Here is an 18220-nt window from a genome sequence, read left to right as displayed (position 1 = left end):
GGCCAAAATAACTGACCGGCTGAAAATGAATGCCCCGTACGGCCGGCATCCTCTCAACGGCAAATTGAATCATCCCGCCGATATTTTCCGTATTGACTCCCGGTACCAGAGTAGGAACCAGAATCACGCCAATTTGATACTCGGCGCAGCGACGGATCGCCGCTTCTTTCCGCTCCAGTAATGCGCCGCCCCGCAGCTTTTGGTAAATTGCATCATCGGTTCCGTCAAACTGTAAAAACACACAGGATAACCCGGCTCGTTTCAGTTCCTTTATATAGTGGGGGTCGTCGGCCAGCCGCAGGCCGTTGGTATTTAATTGAAAAAAAGGAAAACCTAACGACCGGCCCAAAGCGATGATTTCCGGCAAGTCATCCCGCAGGGTCGGTTCCCCCCCCGATAACTGGATATTATAAGGTCCGCCGCTTGCCAGCAGCATATAATACCATTCTTCGATGGCAGCTATATCCGGCTCCTGTTCCTCATTGCCGGCTGCGGCAAAACAAAATGGGCAGGATAAATTACAGCGCTGGGTAACCTCCAGCAGAACGCAGCAAGTATGCTGCCGGTGAGCCGGGCACAAGCCACAGTCAAAAGGGCATCCCCGGTTGACATCCGTTGCGCAGACAGGCGGCTGAGACGGCACTTTAGCAACGGCCCAGGATTCATACGACGGCTGCCCCCGCCAAATAACCGTTTTGAAATAGCCGTGTTCCGGGCATATCTTATCCAGATAAACCTGGTCTTCAATCCGGACCCGCCTGGCAAGAATCCGTTTAAGACATACCGGACAGATACTCTCCGTCATCCCCAGTATTTCTATCTCTTTTTCCCCGCTCTTATTCACCGGTCGCCCACCTCTCCGTCCTTTCATAAAAACCGGCTCTGCCTTCCATCGTAAAGATTTCCGCCAGGCCGGCCCCCACCGCCTGTTCTACGGCTTTCGCTATGGTTTGCGCCGTTAGCAGACGCTTTTGAACGGTTGCTAAGACCGCCGTGTCGGCGGTATATTTCATCATTGGCTCACGAAACCGCTCGTCAATGGTCACAATCCGGTTGCCTTTAACCATTTTATCCGCCAGATAGAGAATTGCCGCTTCATCAAGGGGCCGGCCCGTTTTAAAATCCAGATCGGAATGTTGCGCAACAACCGCAGCGACTTTCCCGCAGCCCATTTTTTTTAATAATCTGGCGCCAACCCGGGCGTGGTCGGGCTGGCCTTTGGCTACATCGTGCAATTCGCCGGCAACCGTGGCAAGATCGGCATCGAGCACCACACCGGCCCGATTCAGACGAACTGCCAAATTTCTGGCCACAGCGGCTACCGTCTTACTATGAAGGATGACGCTGTCCGGCACATTCATTTTATCCCAAAGCGCATAGCATTCCGGCAAAGTAGGAATGTCCCGCCGCAATAAAGTCATCCGGTTGTAGTCGGCGGGCGTATCGGCATCCAGTAAAATTCCCTCATCGAGTACTTTTACCTCATGAGCTTTAACCTGTTGCTGCTCTAAAAGCTGCTGCAGTCCCGCCGGATTATGCCACGCTAAAATTACGGGAAAGAGCCGGGAAGAAATAAGGGGAGGATGCCCCCTCCGCCCCCGGAAGACAGGATAGACGATATCCGCCGTGTTTTTTTGATAAGCCCGGACCAGCAGGCGTACAGTATGACTCCGCACCAGCGGCATATCTGCCGGCAGCAGGAAGAAGGCTTCCGTTTCCGGCGAAAATGTCCGCAAACCGGCAACAATAGAGGAAAACATACCCTGGTCATATTCGGCATTAAAAACATGGCGTACTTGCAATCTCTCCAGTACCGGCATCAATTCCGAAGCGCGATGCCCTACCACTACCGTTATCTCTTCAATGCCGGCCCGGCGGAAGCATTCTATCGCTTTCGTAATAATATTGGTATCTCCGAACGGCAGTAATGGTTTAAATCTCACCATCCGGGACGAATAGCCGGCAGCAAGTATCAGAGCCGTTATTTTCTTTCTTAGCACCATTTTCCCGTTCCGCCCTTACTTTTATTAGTTCACCAACAATACTTACCGCTAATTCTTCCGGTGTTTCCGCGTCGATAGCCATACCGATCGGCGAATAAACCCGGTCCAGATCCTGCCTTGTCCATCCCTGGGCAAGCAGTGCTTCAAAAATTTTATCCCGTTTTCTGCGGCTGCCGATCATACCGATATAACCGGCCCGGGTCCGCAAAACCTGCTCCAGAACCGTCTTATCATACAGGTGTCCCCGGGTAACAATTACAATATAGCTGTCTTCGTCCACGGCAAGTTCCGGCAGCCGTTCATACGCCGCCAGGAGAATAATTTCTGTTGGTCCGGTAAATCGCTTCCGGTTGGCATATTCGTCGCGGTCATCCAGAACAACCGTCTTAAAGCCGACGGTCTCAGCCAGCGGCGCAATTTTTTGTGATACATGGCCCGCACCGAAAATATAGACGATACCCCCGTAGCGCACCGGTTCTACCAAGATCCGTTGATTCGCCAATACTTCGGCGTGAATGGATATCTTAGCCGGACCGGTTATAAGCTTCGCCAGCAAATAAGGATCGGCGTCAACCTTGCCAACAAGAATTCCGTCCGCTTTTACCAGGCATTGTTGCCGGCTTAAATAAGAGTCGGTGCCGTTATTGTTTAAAACGGTAATTAGCCAGGCTTTCTCCCTGCGGTCCAGAGTTTTTACTATTTGCTCAGCAATAATTCGGTTATTTTCATCGCCGGCGTCAATATAATCCAGCAGTATTTCCCCTTTGCCGCCACAGATCATATCCATCCCGGCAACGTCTTCCCCGGTAAGGTCGAAGGATTGCAGCATTGTCCGCCTCGAGCCCATTGCCTCTTGCGCCAGCTTGATGGCGGCGGCTTCCAAACGGCCGCCGCCGATCGTGCCAAGAATCGAACCGTCCGGCCGGACTACCATTTTTGTCCCGGCAGTCCGGGGTGCCGAGCCGCTTTTATCAAAAATGGTCGCTACGACAAAACTTTCCCCCATTTCTAAAAGACCGGTCATCTCTCGAAACAACTTATTCATAGACCCCCTCCATCTGACGCTTTTTTTCGGTTCGGGGCGTAGGGCTTGGATCCCGAAAAACCGGATTCTTTATGGTTGTAGTTCTTTCATCGCAACTTTCATGCCAATAGTTTGCGAAAAACCGCTGACGCGGTCTTTCGGCTCGTGCCCCAAGGCGCAGGGCGCGGAAAAACCCGCCTGATGATCCGGTGCGATTCACTGTAAAAATTGCGTCACTTTATTGTTTAGCAAGGGTTACACATTTTACACAGTCAAGTAACATCTGTTTTTAATTCCGGATAGCATAGACACGCATCTTATTGTACAGAGTTTTCCGCGATACCCCAAGTTCTCTTGCTACTTGACTGACATTGCCGGCGTGCAGGTTGAGCAAACTAAGGATCTTATGCTTTTCCGCGTCCTGGGCCAGCATCCGCCGTTGTTCCCGGCAGTTCAGCAGGTCCGCCGCCGGAGCCGCGGGAGGACTGGCTGAATAAAAAGAAGGCGCATAAAAATCAACCGGTAAATGACGTAAAGTAATTGTGTCGTTTTCAGCCAGGCTGGCCGCCCTTTCCACTACATTTTGCAATTCCCGGACATTACCAGGCCAATTATATTTTTTCAGCCATTCCATCACTTCCGGCTCCGTGCTAAACTGCATTGCCCGGTCACGGGATATTTTTTCTAGAAAGTATCTAAAAAGAAGCGGTATATCTTCAATCCGGTTACGCAACGGCGGTATCGTAATCGACATTACATTCAGCCGGTAAAATAAGTCCTGGCGGAAGGTTCCCTTTTCCACTTCCTTCAATAGATTTTTATTAGTAGCACAAATCAGACGGACACTGACCGGAATCATTTTATCACAGCCGATACGGGCTATCTTTTTTTCTTGAATTACACGCAGCAGGGCCGTCTGTTGTTCCAGCGGCATATCACCGATTTCATCAAGAAACAGGGTCCCACCAGTTCAAATTTCCCCGGTTTGCCGCCACGTTTTGCCCCGGTAAAAGCACCATCTTCATAACCAAACAACTCACTGCCGATTAATTCCCGGGGGATAGCCCCGCAATTCAGCGCAATAAACGGTCCGCTGCGCTGTGAACTGCGGTTATGAATCGCCTGGGCAAATATCTCTTTGCCGGTGCCGCTTTCTCCCTGCAGCAGAATATTGGACGTCGTAGTCGCCATTAGTGTTGCCAGCCGTGTAACTTCCCGGATTTCACTGCTTTGTCCGATAATGTCGCTGAAGCGTAACGTAGCGTAAAATCCGCCAAACCGGTTTACCAGATTTTTTACTTGTTTAATAGGACGTAAAATAATAATGCCGCCGGTGACTTTTCCCTGCTCATCAATAAATGGCTCGCCGGAGGCTACGCAATGACATACATCGTCCCTTCTGTCAATCATGACTTCCACATCCGTATAGGGCTCATTAATAGTCAGCTTCTTCCCGGCGGGGCAGGACTTATGGCTAAACAGGCTATGAACCGGCATCCCCCGGACCTCTTGTTCCGGTTTGCTTAGCATTTCTCTGGCGGCAGGGTTTATTTCGATTACGGTTTCCTCCTTATCAACAATGAGCACCCCATCGGATACGGTATTAAAAAAATTAGTCAGTCTTTTATTGACCAGAGCCAGTTCGTAATTTTTTTGCCGGATGCTAAGCTGGGCCATAATCGCTTCGGCAGCAGCCACCACAATTCCCAGGGTATGCAAATGCGACGCATGGGATGCGCCGGACATATCCAAAATGCCGATAATTTCCCCGTTAAGATCAAAAATAGGCGCGGCGGAACAGGTCAAACTATGATGTTTATGACAGAAGTGCTCCGCGCCGGAAACCTGGATTGGCTCCCGGATAATTAAGGCCGTCCCTATCGCATTCGTTCCGGCCGCCTCTTCCCGCCAGCTGGCTCCGCAGAAAAAATCCCGGGTCATCGGATTTTGCAGCGTGTCCTCGTCGCCAAACATCTCCATGATATAGCCGTTTTCATCCGTTAATACAACCACAAATCCGGACCCTTTTACAAACTTATAGAGATTGGTCATAAACGGCTTGGCTATTTTTATCAGCCTTTCTTTTTCCTTCAGTACCTTATTCAAGGTCCACCGGTCTAAGGAAGGATGCGGTTCCATGCTATACGGATCGACCCCCGACCGGTAACATCGGCGCCAGGATTCAACGATATGCAGGTGAACTTCACCGGCGTCATAGTTTTTGCCGGCAATAAACTCCTCCCATTGGTGATAAGTATGACCCAGTACACCGGAAGATTCCGCCTTCATCTTGACCACCTCACTTTATTGCCGTGTTGTTACCGTTTAAAGGAGTACTGCTAAATGAATCATAAATATCTACCGTTATGTTTTCATTGATCACCGCAGCGATGCGTGTCCGGTCCTTTGCCAAACAGGTCTTTCATCCGGTTGAGAGCCGTTTCGGAAAAAAAAGCAATCTGGGAAGGAATTCCTTCCATTGTTTCTCCCGATAAGATCAATCCATTGTCAGTCTCAACATATCTTATAGGCAGGTTGCGGCGAAACATTCTGCCGGTTTTTTTATCGATTATTTCCACCGTGATTGAATCCGCTTCAATTTTATCCAATTGTTCTTCGGAATTCCCTTCCTTGTTCATCCTATCGCCTCCAGCCAAAATTCGCACCCCGGACCCGGCTGCTGACCCAACTGACGGCTTCTTGCTTATTTTTCTTCCGTCGTCAGCAAGATCCGATGGGACATCCCGCACCGGGGACAATACCGCCCCCCGTTGGTCCGGTCGCATTCCTTGCAGTATACCGTAAAACATTTCATGCATTTATACAAAAGATGGTTGGTTATCTGAGCACCACATTGGGGGCATGCATTTGTCAAGGTATATCATCCTTTCTCCGGATAAATTCAGGTTCGAACAGCATGGAGCTTTTCCGCCACCAGCAAAAAATAGCCCAATTTGACCTTTTTGCCGTCCCGCCGCCGCAGCGGCCCGCCGTTCCCTCCCGTTGACGGACAGTGCCAAAGTTCTTCCACGGCTCCATTCTCCATGATGTAGCGGGCAACAAACTCTTTCAATAAGGCCGAACATTCTTCCCAGACAATTACGTTAAAACCGCTCTCCGCCAGCATTCCGGCCAATTCGTCCCGGGTCAGCGCCCCTGCCGTCCTTTCCGGCCGGTCCTGGGAAGCTGCCTGCTCCCGGATGTAAATGTCGGTAAGCGCTAATTTCCCGCCGGGAACAAGGACCCTGTTCATTTCATCTAAAACTTTGCCCGTATCCGGCATAACCGATAGGCTGCATTCCGCCAGAATTCCATTCACTGACGCCGCGGCAAACGGTAAATCTTCTCCCGCTGCCCGGACCAGATGCAAATCCGGCGACCGCTGCCGTCCCTGTTGCAGCAGCATAGCCGATGGGTCGACACCAATTGCATCCAGGCCGCCATGCTCGCGAAGATACTCCACGGTAACCCCGGTACCGCAGCCAATATCAACGACCCTGGCCCCGCGCGGAAAGGCGCAGCAATCAACCAAATGTCCGGTTAGCGCCAGCCCGCCGGGACGCATGACCCCTTCGGGCAGTTTCGTTAAACTTCGCCGTTCAAAAACGGTAAGACTGCTTGCCGCCGGATGAATATCACCGGTTTCCTGCTGCCGGCCCATCATTTATCCTCCAGAGCCGTTTCTACCTGCTGCATTTTACCGCGGGCTAATTCCTCGGGAATATAGACCAGCCCGCACTTCGCACACCGGAACAGTTCAACCGGAAATTTGCTGCCCAGATAAGACAGGGTGACTTTCCCCAGGGTCAATGGAATCTGGCATTTATTGCAAATCATATTTTCTTGCCGGCCTGCTTGTTGGCTCATCGGTCTCCCCCCGTCATTCTTCGATTTCCAGTCTGTGACAGTAGGCATTGTGGACTAAAAATCCGTCCTCCTGCGGTGAATACTCAACCCAATAGGTTACACCGGCCGGCTGCAGATAAGCAATAAAATGTCCGTTGCCGGTATTTTTCATTTTATTGCCCGTATCTTCCGCATAGCGGATCACTCCGGCCACATCCTCCGTCAGAATCATCCGCTCTTCCATTACGCGTCTTACGTTTTCCGGAATCGTTATCTTACTATCACTTTCCGCTTCCACGTCTTCACCCCAAACATCCCGCAGCAGGGACCGTTTAAGCCGGGCCCGGTTTTCCTGCCGCTCGGAATAGCCGGGCGGTTCCCGTTCCGCTAACTGTTCCCCGTCCGTCCCCAGAATCAGATCCAGCAGGTGATACACCCGTTTACCCTGACTGGCGAAATTATCCCGGCACATGGCGCAATAGGTCAGATAATCGGTGCCGCTTTCCTTAATGCGCCGGTTTATCACCTTACGGGCAACCTCTCTGTTGGCGTAAATCATTAAGCCGCCATAACCGCAGCATACCGTATTGTCCCGGTTCCGCGGCAGTTCCTCAATCTCCCAGCCCAGCTTGCTCACTATCTGCCGGACGCTATTGTGCAACCCGGTTTCATGCCGGGTTGTACAACTGTCATGAATTGCTACTTTTCGCGGTGAAACCGCGGCAGCCGCACTGTCCGGCAAGCCGGTCCGCTCCAACAGGGTCCATAACATCTCCACAGGCATAGCCGGCAAATTATGCTCAAACATACTGAAACAGGTTGGACAGGCGGTAATTACTTTGGGACTGCCTAATTCGCGCCACCGGCTTTCTATGTTTTGCAGCGTCTCCTGAAATAACTCTTCCTGGCCCGCCCAATTGGCCGGAGCACCGCAGCAGCCCAGCATCAGTCCCACGCCGCCTGCCGTCTTGGCGCACAAGTGTTCATAAATCTTCTTCACCGATTGCGGGGAAGATGCCGCCAGCTGGCAGCCGGGAAAAAATACGGTCTCACTGGACGTAAAACCCGGCTGATGCCGGTCTAAGACAAACCGGTCACTATTGCTGAACTGCATGTCCCGTATAGCAAAATCATGCACCGACGGCGGCATCTTTCCCCGTTTAACCATCATCTGCCGCGCTTCCCGGCAAATATCCCCCATATTCAAATTACCCGGACAAACCTGTTCGCAAAGTCCGCATAAAGAGCAGGTATTAATCATCTTATTAGCATGATGAACTCCCATTACTATCGATAAATTATTGTATACTTCCCGTACATACCGTTTCGGGTAAGAACCGTAATGGGCCAAATACTCACAGGCTTTCACGCACTCCATACATTCGCATTGCAAGCAGCGCTTTGCCTCCTCCAGAGCCTCCTCCCGGGTATAGCCTCTGCCGGGGTCCGTCATTCGCACTACCGGCGCCGGTTCAATGCCTTCGATATCGGTATAAAGGGATGTAGTAAAAGCGCCTTCTTTTCCCCGGTTCGCGGTAAGAGAGGCATTTTGCAGCAGCCGGTCAATGGATACGGCGGCCATTTTTCCGTCAGCCAGCGAAGCGGCCGGCGACCGGCAGTCTCCTCTCCGGCGGAGACTGCCTCCCGCAAATACCCGGGGATGGCTGGTGGCAAGGGTCAGCGGATCCATCGCAATTTCTCCGTCCGGCTTTGTCGCCAGCTCTAAATCCAGCGAATCCTTTTCCTTACTGCCAATACCCACATAAACGGCGTCAAACTCCTCGCATAAACTGTTAAACGATCGAAGGGAGCCCCCGCGATTGCCAATGGCCGCATTATAACGGATTTCAACAGGCAATTGCTCTAAAACAGCGAAATCACCGGCCATCAATTCCCGGGGCAGTTTGTCTGCCGGGATATCCCAAAGGCTTCCCCCCAACCGGTCTGTCGCTTCAAAAACCACCGTTTTGTATCCCTTGCAGCTAAGTTCGAAGGCGGCCGTTAAACCGCTCAAACCGCCGCCTACAATGGCCACGCTTTTATTTCTGGCCGGCAGGATTGTAATTTTGGGAACCGGTCCCTGATGCCGGTCAAAACAAACCTTTTCTAAAGCATTAATCGAAACCGGCTCATCAATCTCTTTCCGTTTACAGGACTGACGGCACGGCTGGTCGCACACCCGGCTGATAATCCCAGGAAAGGGAACCATCTTGCGAAACAGGACCATTGCCGCCGCATAATCTTCCCGGCGAATGGCGGCGATCATCCCCCGCGCATCCACATGAACCGGGCAGCCGGCACTGCAGCCGGGCGGATTTTCCTGGACACATCTTGCTTCCCGTTCCCGCAATTGTTTTTGTTCCATACTCTTCTCCCGTTTCTTTCCTATAATTGGGGCATTCCCCCTGAACAGGGAAACCTAAAACGGACGGAAAGCGGCAAAGCCTCCCGGTCCGTTTTAGGTTATGCGTTGTAAGACCCGGAATATACGGAAAAAACGTTACTTTTTCTTGGCCAGGGCATCCAAACCGGCCTTAATTTTCTCCGGTAAGGCGGGTATGGCGTAAATCCGTACGCCGCAGGCATTATAGATGGCATTCAAAATAGCCGGATGCGCCGCAGTGAGCGGTGCTTCCCCTACGCCGGCGGCACCATGCGGTCCATGCTCCCGCGGTGTAATGTGATAGATGATTTCCATATCATCGGGTATATCATAAATAAACGGCAGGCCGCAGGCGACCAAACTGGTGTGTTTCTTGAGGTCCTCAAAATCCTCGGTCAGAGCGAGACCGATCCCTTGCGCCAGCCCGCCGTAAATCTGGCCGTCGCAAACCGTTTTATTGGTAATTGTCCCGACATCGGCAACCGTTGTAAGTTTAACGACTTTGGCCTTGCCGTTTTTCATGTCCACTTCCACTTCCGGCATGAAAAGTTCATACATGTAAATCGCAAATGGCTTGCCCTGCCCGGTTACGGGGTCGCAATCGGTACACATGGAAGCCGTCCACTTGCCGTCATAGTGAAGCGGCAGCTTTTCGGCCACCATTTCATCATAGGTACGGTAGGTTCCGTCGGCCTTGCGCATGGCGTTTAAGAGCATCTCGCAGGCAACCCGGACCGCATTGCCGGTCATGACATTGGACCGGCTGCCGCCGGACGGGCCGCTGTTCGGCGTATACGCCGTGTCATTCATAATCAATTTGATCTGTTCCGGCCTAATGCCAAGGGGCCGCAGTGTTTCATGGGAAATAGCCAGAGTACCCATATCGGCGCCTTGCCCATGGTCCTGCCAGGAATTGCCGATAGTTACCCCTTCTTTCGTCAGTTCCGCCCACGCTTCCGATCCGTCCGGACCGTCAAGGCCGCAGCCGTAAATGCCGAGTGACAAACCGACGCCGCGTTTCTTCTCCGGCGTTGAGAGTTCCTGGCAGCGCTTTTTCGCCTCTTGCCAAAGAGGACGCAGCTTGTTGAGCATTTCTTCCAGGCAGAATACTTCCGGCACCTGTCCGGTAGGCGTTGTAGAGCCGGGACGGTAAATGTTTTTAAAGCGGAGTTCCAGCGGATCCATGCCGAGCTTTTCGGCCAATTCGTCCATGGCAATTTCGGAAGCCAGGAAAGCCTGCGGTGAACCGTAGCCGCGGAAAGCGGAACCCCAGGCATGATTGGTACACACGGTGCGGCCTTTGCCGCGAATGTTCGGGATATCATAGCCGGCGCCGGTAAACTGGGCCTGGCGCAAGGTAAGCAGGTCGCCAAATTCGGAATACGGACCATGATCGATGGCCCAGTCGGTTTCCATCGCCAGCAATTTTCCTGTCTTGTCGGCACCCAGCTTGCATTTGACAAAACCGGGCGAACGTTTGCCGGTATACGTTATATTCTGAAACATATTGAAATTAAGCGTCACCGGCTTGCCGGTCGCCATGCAGGCCACCCCCAGCAAAGCCTCGATGGTCGGGCTGAATTTATAGCCGAAGGTACCGCCGGTCGGATTCTGCACAATACGGCATTTTTCCGGCTCAACGCCAATTCCCGCGACGATCATGGCATGATGCAGATGAAGGCCAATACTTTTAGAATGGATTGTCAGCCGTCCCTCTTCATCAAAATAAGCGCTGCCGCAATCCGGTTCCAGCGGCAAGTGAGGCTGCCGGCTGGAATAGGTATCGACTTCGACCGTCACGATACCGTCCTTATCCATAATGGGCTTAGTATCTTCCCCTTTTACAATTCCCTGCTCAAAATAGACATTGGGCGTGCCGGGATGGATCTCCAGCGCATCCGGTGCCATGGCGGCCGGCGCGCTCATATAAGCCGGCAGCACTTCCAGGTCTACCTTAACCTTCTTAGCCGCCGCCCGGGCATGTTCTTCCGTATCGGCACACACAATCGCGATGGCGTCGCCGAACTGGAATACCTTCTCGTCGCACAGGATGGGACGGTCCCAGCCGTCCCCTTTATTGGTTGGGAAAGTAATCAGGCCGGTAATCCGGTTCTTGCCCTTTACATCTTTATGGGTAACAATTTTATAAACGCCGGGCATTGTTTCCGCTTCCGCCGTATCAATACCTAAAATATTCGCATGGGATACTTCCGCCTGCACCAGGGCCAGACGGAGGGTTCCCGGCGGCATCTGCAAAGCCATATCGGCGCCGTAGTCCCAGGTGCCGGTAACTTTTTGCAGCGCCGAAGGACGGTGATAAGTCGTTCCATAAATTTTATTGCCCACCGGAGTATACAGCAAATCCTCCTTGCGAATTTCACCCCGGATTACTTTGGCAGCCGCCATCACCGCGTCCACTATCGGTTTATAACCGGTGCAACGGCAGGCATTGCGGTTTTTCTGGAACCAATCGCGGATTTCTTCCCGGGTCGGATTCGGGTTGGTATCAAGCAACACTTTGGAAGACAGGATAAAGCCGGGGCTGCAGAAACCGCATTGCGCACAGCCGTAAGCCATCCAGGCAACTTGAAGGGGATGGAGATTTTCCGGTGTGCCGATCCCTTCAATGGTGGTAATTTTCGCTTCATCCGCTACCCGCTTCATCTTGACGATACAAGAACGGACAACTTTCCCGTCCATAATAATGGAGCAGGTACCGCACTGGCCCTGGTTACAGCCGACTTTGCAGCCTGTCAGCAGCAGTTGTTCCCTCAGTACGCTTGCCAGACTGGACTCGGGATCAACAACCAGAGTTCTCGGCAATCCATTGATGATCAAGACTTTCTTTTGCATGTTTTTCTCTCCTTCTTTTTATTTATCCGTTCCCTTGGAGGATCTGCTAATTGACTTTTCACCCGCCTTTCCGCTTAATTTATCAATACCAAAATGCAAAGGATAATTTTTTAACTTCCTTTGCCGAAAGAACAATTGGGATAACGGCAGGGATCACATACACCGCAAAGTCCGCCGTGAGCCAGGCGGATAATATCCTGGCGGCCGACTTCCTCACCGGCCAGAATCCGGGGGGCAATCAGGTCAAAAACGGTTGTTTTGTGATACATTACGCAGCCGGGCAATCCCAGCACCGGAATATCCCCGATGTAAGCCAGCATAAACATGGATCCCGGCAGTACCGGCGCCCCGTAGACCACAACATGCCCGCCGGCCGCCCTGATTCCCGCCGGGGTAACATCATCCGGGTCAACGGACATTCCCCCGGTGGTTATGATCATCCCGGCCCCTTCCCCGATTAAAGTCCGGATCGCGCCGGCAATCATGTCAACCTGGTCGTCAACCAGAATTTGCCGCAAAACCCGGCTGCCTAATCCTGTTATTTTTTCCTGCATAACCGGACCAAACCGGTCCGGGATGCGACCGTGATAAACCTCGCTGCCGGTAGTAACGACACCAATTTTCAACGTTTTTAGCGGTTTAATTTCGATTACGGGAAAATTGGCCCGGCCGATTTTTTCCACGCTGCGTATTCTGTCGGCGTCAATTACCAGCGGAACAACCCGGCAGGCGGCAACTACCCGGCCGGCATTCACCAGTTGATTGGAATGGATGGTAGCCAGTACCACCTCATTAACCCCGTTAATTTTTTCCAGGGCGCCCGTATTGATTTTTAACAGGCCGGTCCGCTCCGCTTTCAACTCCACTTTGCCTTCCGACGGTTCCGTCCGGATTATACCGGAGCCGGCGGCGGCCCCGGCAATACGCAGCGCCGCTTCATTCTCATGCAGGGTATTTTCATTAACCTCCCAGACATAAAGATGTTCCTTGCCTAAATTTAGCAATTTGGCTATGTCTTCCCGCCTTACGATGTGGCCTTTTTTGAAGGCCCTGCCCTTTACCTTGCCGGGAACAATCTCCGTAATATCATGGCAAAGCACCATTCCTTCCGCTTCGTACACCGGCACGACTTTCATGCGCTCACTCCTTAGCCAGATAAATTAAAAAAAGCAAAACGCCGAAAAAAGAACACAGCGCTTTGCTCCCCCACACCATCCTTGGTAATGCACTGTATTCCTTTTTCTCCCACGGACCGGACACTTTGCCGGGCCGCGGCTGATCCAGCCTGCCGTAATGAATCCGGACGCCGGAACTATATTTCAACATTAATATTTGCAATTCCCGTGCCAAGTAATCCACTAAAATAAACCGCCCTTGTCTCCCTGCGGAACAAGTACCAAATTTTCAATATTTACTGATAAATCATGATCGAATGCCCGTTGGCAAGTGTAAAAAAAGTGTAACCTAAGTGTTTACTTTAGGTTACACTTAGGTTACACTCCCGTAACGTAATCTTTATAATATAAACTTATTCTTTTACAATCACGGATACACCGTCGGGGATGACCGTAAAGGCAGCATCTTCACCAACAATGCCTTTCGCCATGGTTATGGCCTCCGGCAGGGTTCGCGCCGCTTTCATATGCATGTTCTCAATGATTTTATGGTCACATTGATCGGTCACAACGATGACACTTGCTTTTAACTGTACCCGGGCCAGTATTTCCGCTTCCCACTGGTCCGCAATGGTATTGCAGGCTTCAATTTGCATAATCTTATCCATAACTTCCCGCGCCCCGCCGGGAGCATCGGTGAACCATTTATAGAAATCCTCGCCGCCGTGCCCGTCGTTGCAGGCGCTGCAAATAATGATCACACCGCCGGGCTTAACGGTAGCCTCGGCAGCGGACATGCCTTTTACGGATTGATACAGATTCTGGTCAAGGGGATAGCCGCCGTTGGAAGTAATCACAATGTCGGCCGGTACTGCCGGCACAGCGGCCAGGTCCCCGACAAATGCACAGCCTGCGGCATGAGCCTCGGCCATATCGCCGGCAAAGGCCTTGATAATCTTCTTTTCCGCATTGATGACCACATTTAAAATAAATGCCAGCTTGGCCTGCCTAGCGGCATACATCATATCGATATGCAGGGGATTGCCGTCGAGTATGCCGGCACGGGCTTTGTCGCTAGCAATGAACTGGGCGCAATGATTGGCCAGCACGGTAACTTCACTGACGACTCCCGGCAGAACACTTTTGCGGCCGCCGGAAAAGCCGGCAAAGAAATGCGGTTCGATGAAACCTTCCGCTACCAGCAGGTCGGCCTCCATAACCAGTTTGTTAATGACAAGATTACCGCCGGACGGCAGCGTACCGACATTCACCATATTGGCCGCATCCCGGCAATCGTGGATAACAATTTTTTCTTCGTTGACAATTTTCTCACCAAATTTATGAATCAGTTCTTCCGTCGTACTGGCGCGATGAAAACCCGTCGCAATCAGAAAAGTGATATCGGCATTGGGGTTGCCGGCCCGGATTTCCTCCAGCATCAGCGGGGAAATAATTTTGCTGGGCACCGGCCGGGTATGATCGCTGGTAATAATGACAATTTTATTTTTCCCTTTAGCCAGGTCGCGCAGGCGCCGTGAACCGACGGGCTGCTCCAGGGCCTGTTGGACGATAGCGCCTTCTCCTGCCGAAGCCTTATAGTTATGCGCCTTCGAGTGCAATACGGCCAATAATTTATCATCCGGAATGGCGGCCTCCATATACGTCTTGGCGTAAGGAATTCTTATTGTGGCCATGTTTTATCCTCCCTTTTACAGACATATTGTGATTTATCTACGGAGCTCGTTTCCATCTGCGTCTTTGCGAGATGTCCCCTGCACCTTAACTGATGCAGCAACAAGAATGAAATTTGCGTAAGATTGCTTCACTTCGTTCGCAATGACAATCTATGAACTGTCATCGCGAGCGCAACGAAGTGGAGCGCGGCGATCCCGTTTTTTCGGAGTAATCCGGAAGGCAAAGACCGCGGCCCGGTTGGACAGCGGTCTTGTCTTTTTTTGCTACAGGAAAAGACGGGTAGCGTTTACAAAATAGACCCACAAGCCCAATATTAATGTATAGCCGATACAATAGACGATCATTGTCCGGAAAATATTACCTTCGGCACCGGTTTGTCCGGTAGCGGAACAAGCGACGGCAATACTCTGCGGCGAAATCATCTTGCCGGCTGTCGCACCGGCCGTATTGGCAGCGGTAATCCAAGTCGGATCGGCGCCAATCTGAATAGCGGTCTGCTTCTGCAGTGCCCCGAATAATACATTTGAACTGGTATCACTCCCGGTAAGGAAGGTCCCCATGGCTCCAATAATCGGCGCAATCACCGGGTAAAAACCGCCGGTAGCCATGGCCAGCGCCACGGCAATGGCCGAAACCATGCCGGAATACATCATTACCAGGGCCATCGCCACAATGGTCACCACGGTAAGCGTTGTCTTTTGCAGTTGCCCGGCTGTTTTAGCAACCGTAGTGGTAAAATCACTCAGGGAAGCTCCCTGCACCAGACCGCCGAGAACCGCTCCGAGCATAATCAGCGTCCCCGGTGTCAGAATCCAGGGCAGAACCATCGGCGTACCGCCGGGGCCATTATAAATGCGGAAGGAACTTTTTATTGCACCCAGCACGTTAGCGAGAGCGGGGAATATCGCATGATTGGAGCCGATAATAAAAACTCCCAGAAAGATATACGGTGCCCAGGCAACGAGTTGTTCACCCGTTGAGGTATGATATTCCACCGTCTTTTTAGCAGCCAGGTTTTCACCCGGGAAATGCCATTCTTTAACCGGCGGTGAGATCTTAGCCCAAATTGCAACGCCAATCATCGAACACAGGGAACCGGCGACCGCAACCAGCTCCGGTCCCATAAAAGCGCCAATTAACAGCTGCGGTATCGCAAAACTTAATCCAGCGACGATCGCTGTCCCAATAACCCCTTTGAGCTGGGAAAGGCTTCTGGTCATAACCCAAATCAGGGCCAGCGGGAGAACAAGAACAAACGGCGTCAACTGGATCACTGCGTCTAGGGTCAGGCGCATCAGGTTAACATCAGCGATTTTGGCCAGGGTAATAACCGGAATCCCGACCGCGCCGAAGGCTACCGGCACCGTATTGGCCAATAAACAAAGAACGGACGCAAAAAAGGGATCAAAATCCAGACTGATTAAAATCGCAGTTGGAATTGCCACAGCGGTGCCGAAACCGGCCGCCGCTTCAAGAAAGCCGCCAAATCCCCAGGCAATAAGGAGTACCTGTACCCGGCGGTCATTGGAAATACTGGCCATGAATCCCTTAATTTTTTCCATGGCCCCGGTTTTTAATGTTATATTGTACGTGAAAATTGCAGCAAAAATAACCCACATGATCGGCCAAATCGCCATCACGGCACCATTGGCAGCTCCTTCAAGAGCCAGCACCGGCGGCATTTTCCAACCCAGTATGGCAACTGCCAGAGCAACCAATAACGCGATAAAACAGCTCTTATGCGCCGGCCATCGCCAAACTCCCAGACTGAGAAATAACCAACCTAAAGGAATAAACGCAAGCAAAGCCGAAAGTCCGATTCCATACGGATGCGCTACGACATGCCACATAGTTACGTACACCCCTCTTTTCATTCTATGAACGATTTAACAAATTCCATGTGTTCTTCCATCATCCGGCGCGCTCCCGGGGCATCGTGGCCGCAAATTGCCTGATAAATCCGCTGATGCTGCTCCAGCAGCCGGTTTATATTCTCCGGTTCCCGGCTGATACTCAGGCGCATCATCCGAATATGCCGTTCCAGGACATCGGATATGGCCACGAATAAATGATATAACAAAATATTGCCGCTTGCCTTGGCTACGGCAAAATGAAAATCCCGGTCCACTTCCCCGCTGAATACCTGGTCCATCGTGTTCTGCTCAAAATCCCGGATACACCGCGTCATCTCCGCCAGTTCCTCCGGCCGGGCATTTTGCGCCGCTAAATAAGAGCACTCCGCCTCCAGCATTTTCCGCACCCCGATCAACTGGGGCTGCACGTTTTCTTCCAGCATGAATAACATCGACAGCGGTTCCATAATATTGTGCTTCAGCGGGTCCGAACACACGAAGATGCCGTCGCCGTGGCGGCTCTCCACAATGCCGATGATTTCCAATGCGCTCACCGCCTCCCGGATCGCTGTCCGGCTTACTCCCAACAGCGCCGAGAGCTCCCGCTCCGTCGGCAATTTGTCCCCTTTTTTCAGGCGGCCTTCATAAATCATTTGTTTTACCTGCTGGATGACACACTGGTACAACTTCTTCGGCTTAATTGACACAAAATTCACTGGTTAACTCTCCTCATCAGCCATCCCTTGTGTGCCCTGCCACCCTGCAGGCAATTCCGCCTGCTTCTTTAGTCCACGGCGATTACTTTACCGGGATTCATAATCAGGTTCGGGTCCAGCGCCTTTTTAATCGCTTTCATCATATCCAGTTCCACCGGATTGGCATATTTATCCATCAGATGAACCCGCTTATAACCGATTCCATGCTCCCCGGACAATTTGCCCCCCAAGCTGTAGACCATTTCGTAGATTTCCGCTTGCACCGCCGGAAGTATCTTCTCCCATTCTTCCTCGCTGTACTGGTCTTTCAGAATGTTGGCATGTATGTTCCCGTCGCCGGAATGGCCGGCACAATGAATGGCCACTTTATATTTTTCGCCGAGTTCGGCTATTTTCTCTACCGCTTCCGGAATATGGCTCATTGGAACGACCAAATCTTCCATGGAAAATACCAAACTCCGCGCCCGGTCCGCCTCCGCGTACGCTTTTCTTGCTTTCCAAATCACCGCCGGATCCGCCACCAGCACTTCCATAGCCCCGTTTTCCGTGGCCATTTCGTCAATCAGAACGCACTGGTCTTCCAGCAATTCCTCGCTGTCGCCGGCAATCTGCACAATAACATAGTATCCGTCATTGCTATGGGGCAGTTTTTCCCGCAAGAACCCTTCCACGCACTGGACCGATGCATTATCCATAAATTCGACGCACACCGGCGTAATTCCCGCTCCCATA

Annotated in this window: 15 protein-coding genes and 1 pseudogene; all 16 read right to left on the bottom strand. The window is 51.9% G+C overall.

Features of this window, described 5'->3' with window-relative positions; genetic code table 11:
• Positions 1 to 844, bottom strand: an 844-nt coding sequence (locus LUCIF_RS20160) for a radical SAM protein (RefSeq protein WP_207858165.1), incomplete at its 3' end; no start/stop codon positions are given.
• The gene (locus tag LUCIF_RS20155; RefSeq protein WP_122629659.1) at positions 837 to 2003 is read right to left on the bottom strand and encodes a DVU_1551 family NTP transferase; all 1167 of its coding nucleotides are present in this window, start codon (positions 2001 to 2003) and stop codon (positions 837 to 839) included. The genes LUCIF_RS20160 and LUCIF_RS20155, both read right to left, overlap by 8 nt.
• A complete protein-coding gene (locus tag LUCIF_RS20150; RefSeq protein ID WP_122629658.1) occupies positions 1933 to 3048 on the bottom strand; it encodes an XdhC family aldehyde oxidoreductase maturation factor in 1116 nt (371 codons plus the stop codon). The genes LUCIF_RS20155 and LUCIF_RS20150 overlap by 71 nt, the downstream gene beginning before the upstream one ends.
• Positions 3049 to 3316: 268 nt before the next feature.
• Positions 3317 to 3460 carry a helix-turn-helix domain-containing protein gene (locus LUCIF_RS26835; protein WP_243638768.1) on the bottom strand — a complete coding sequence of 48 codons (144 nt, stop codon included), beginning with the start codon at positions 3458 to 3460 and terminating at the stop codon, positions 3317 to 3319.
• Positions 3461 to 3547: 87 nt separating this feature from the next.
• Positions 3548 to 5316 (bottom strand): annotated as a pseudogene (locus tag LUCIF_RS20145) (sigma-54-dependent Fis family transcriptional regulator); the annotation flags it as partial.
• A gap of 83 nt (positions 5317 to 5399) precedes the next feature.
• A complete protein-coding gene (locus LUCIF_RS20140) occupies positions 5400 to 5666 on the bottom strand; it encodes a hypothetical protein (protein ID WP_207858153.1) in 267 nt (88 codons plus the stop codon).
• 263 nt (positions 5667 to 5929) lie between these two features.
• On the bottom strand, positions 5930 to 6691 hold the full coding sequence (gene trsM / locus LUCIF_RS20135; protein WP_122629657.1) for a DVU_1556 family methyltransferase: 762 nt from the start codon (positions 6689 to 6691) through the stop codon (positions 5930 to 5932).
• On the bottom strand, positions 6688 to 6894 hold the full coding sequence (locus tag LUCIF_RS20130) for a DVU_1557 family redox protein (protein WP_122629656.1): 207 nt from the start codon (positions 6892 to 6894) through the stop codon (positions 6688 to 6690). Before LUCIF_RS20130 ends, trsM begins: the two co-directional genes overlap by 4 nt.
• A 13-nt stretch (positions 6895 to 6907) precedes the next feature.
• Positions 6908 to 9238, bottom strand: coding sequence for a pyridine nucleotide-disulfide oxidoreductase/dicluster-binding protein (locus tag LUCIF_RS20125; RefSeq protein WP_122629655.1), 2331 nt, complete (start codon positions 9236 to 9238; stop codon positions 6908 to 6910).
• A 135-nt stretch (positions 9239 to 9373) separates the two neighbouring features.
• Positions 9374 to 12109, bottom strand: coding sequence for a molybdopterin-dependent aldehyde oxidoreductase (locus LUCIF_RS20120; RefSeq protein ID WP_122629654.1), 2736 nt, complete (start codon positions 12107 to 12109; stop codon positions 9374 to 9376).
• Positions 12110 to 12219: 110 nt separating this feature from the next.
• Positions 12220 to 13245, bottom strand: a complete 1026-nt coding sequence (locus LUCIF_RS20115) for a molybdopterin-binding protein (protein ID WP_122629653.1) — start codon at positions 13243 to 13245, stop codon at positions 12220 to 12222.
• A 4-nt stretch (positions 13246 to 13249) separates the two neighbouring features.
• On the bottom strand, positions 13250 to 13468 hold the full coding sequence (locus LUCIF_RS20110) for a hypothetical protein (RefSeq protein ID WP_122629652.1): 219 nt from the start codon (positions 13466 to 13468) through the stop codon (positions 13250 to 13252).
• A 169-nt stretch (positions 13469 to 13637) separates the two neighbouring features.
• Entirely contained in the window at positions 13638 to 14918 is a 1281-nt protein-coding gene (gene larA, locus LUCIF_RS20105; protein WP_122629651.1) for a nickel-dependent lactate racemase, read from the bottom strand.
• 264 nt (positions 14919 to 15182) lie between these two features.
• Positions 15183 to 16769, bottom strand: coding sequence for an L-lactate permease (locus LUCIF_RS20100; protein ID WP_122629650.1), 1587 nt, complete (start codon positions 16767 to 16769; stop codon positions 15183 to 15185).
• 20 nt (positions 16770 to 16789) lie between these two features.
• Positions 16790 to 17488 carry a FadR/GntR family transcriptional regulator gene (locus tag LUCIF_RS20095; RefSeq protein WP_122629649.1) on the bottom strand — a complete coding sequence of 233 codons (699 nt, stop codon included), beginning with the start codon at positions 17486 to 17488 and terminating at the stop codon, positions 16790 to 16792.
• A gap of 68 nt (positions 17489 to 17556) precedes the next feature.
• The coding region (locus LUCIF_RS20090) for an FAD-binding oxidoreductase (protein ID WP_279386975.1) at positions 17557 to 18220 on the bottom strand (664 nt) is incomplete at its 5' end.

It is taken from the genome of Allolucifera butyrica (assembly GCF_900476375.1).
In the GTDB taxonomy this organism is placed as follows: domain Bacteria; phylum Bacillota; class Negativicutes; order Sporomusales; family UPPP01; genus Lucifera; species Lucifera butyrica.
The sequence above is the reverse complement of the archived record's forward strand: the minus strand, read 5'-3'. Positions and strand labels throughout refer to the sequence as shown.

What these genes read in the sequence shown, in the direction of transcription:
- LUCIF_RS20155 (WP_122629659.1), bottom strand. Translation starts at nt 2,003, where the DNA reads ATGGTGCTAAGAAAGAAAATAACGGCTCTGATACTTGCTGCCGGCTAT.
- LUCIF_RS20150 (WP_122629658.1), bottom strand. Translation starts at nt 3,048, where the DNA reads ATGAATAAGTTGTTTCGAGAGATGACCGGTCTTTTAGAAATGGGGGAA.
- LUCIF_RS26835 (WP_243638768.1), bottom strand. Translation starts at nt 3,460, where the DNA reads ATGCTGGCCCAGGACGCGGAAAAGCATAAGATCCTTAGTTTGCTCAAC.
- LUCIF_RS20140 (WP_207858153.1), bottom strand. Translation starts at nt 5,666, where the DNA reads ATGAACAAGGAAGGGAATTCCGAAGAACAATTGGATAAAATTGAAGCG.
- trsM (WP_122629657.1), bottom strand. Translation starts at nt 6,691, where the DNA reads ATGATGGGCCGGCAGCAGGAAACCGGTGATATTCATCCGGCGGCAAGC.
- LUCIF_RS20130 (WP_122629656.1), bottom strand. Translation starts at nt 6,894, where the DNA reads ATGAGCCAACAAGCAGGCCGGCAAGAAAATATGATTTGCAATAAATGC.
- LUCIF_RS20125 (WP_122629655.1), bottom strand. Translation starts at nt 9,238, where the DNA reads ATGGAACAAAAACAATTGCGGGAACGGGAAGCAAGATGTGTCCAGGAA.
- LUCIF_RS20120 (WP_122629654.1), bottom strand. Translation starts at nt 12,109, where the DNA reads ATGCAAAAGAAAGTCTTGATCATCAATGGATTGCCGAGAACTCTGGTT.
- LUCIF_RS20115 (WP_122629653.1), bottom strand. Translation starts at nt 13,245, where the DNA reads ATGAAAGTCGTGCCGGTGTACGAAGCGGAAGGAATGGTGCTTTGCCAT.
- larA (WP_122629651.1), bottom strand. Translation starts at nt 14,918, where the DNA reads ATGGCCACAATAAGAATTCCTTACGCCAAGACGTATATGGAGGCCGCC.
- LUCIF_RS20100 (WP_122629650.1), bottom strand. Translation starts at nt 16,769, where the DNA reads ATGTGGCATGTCGTAGCGCATCCGTATGGAATCGGACTTTCGGCTTTG.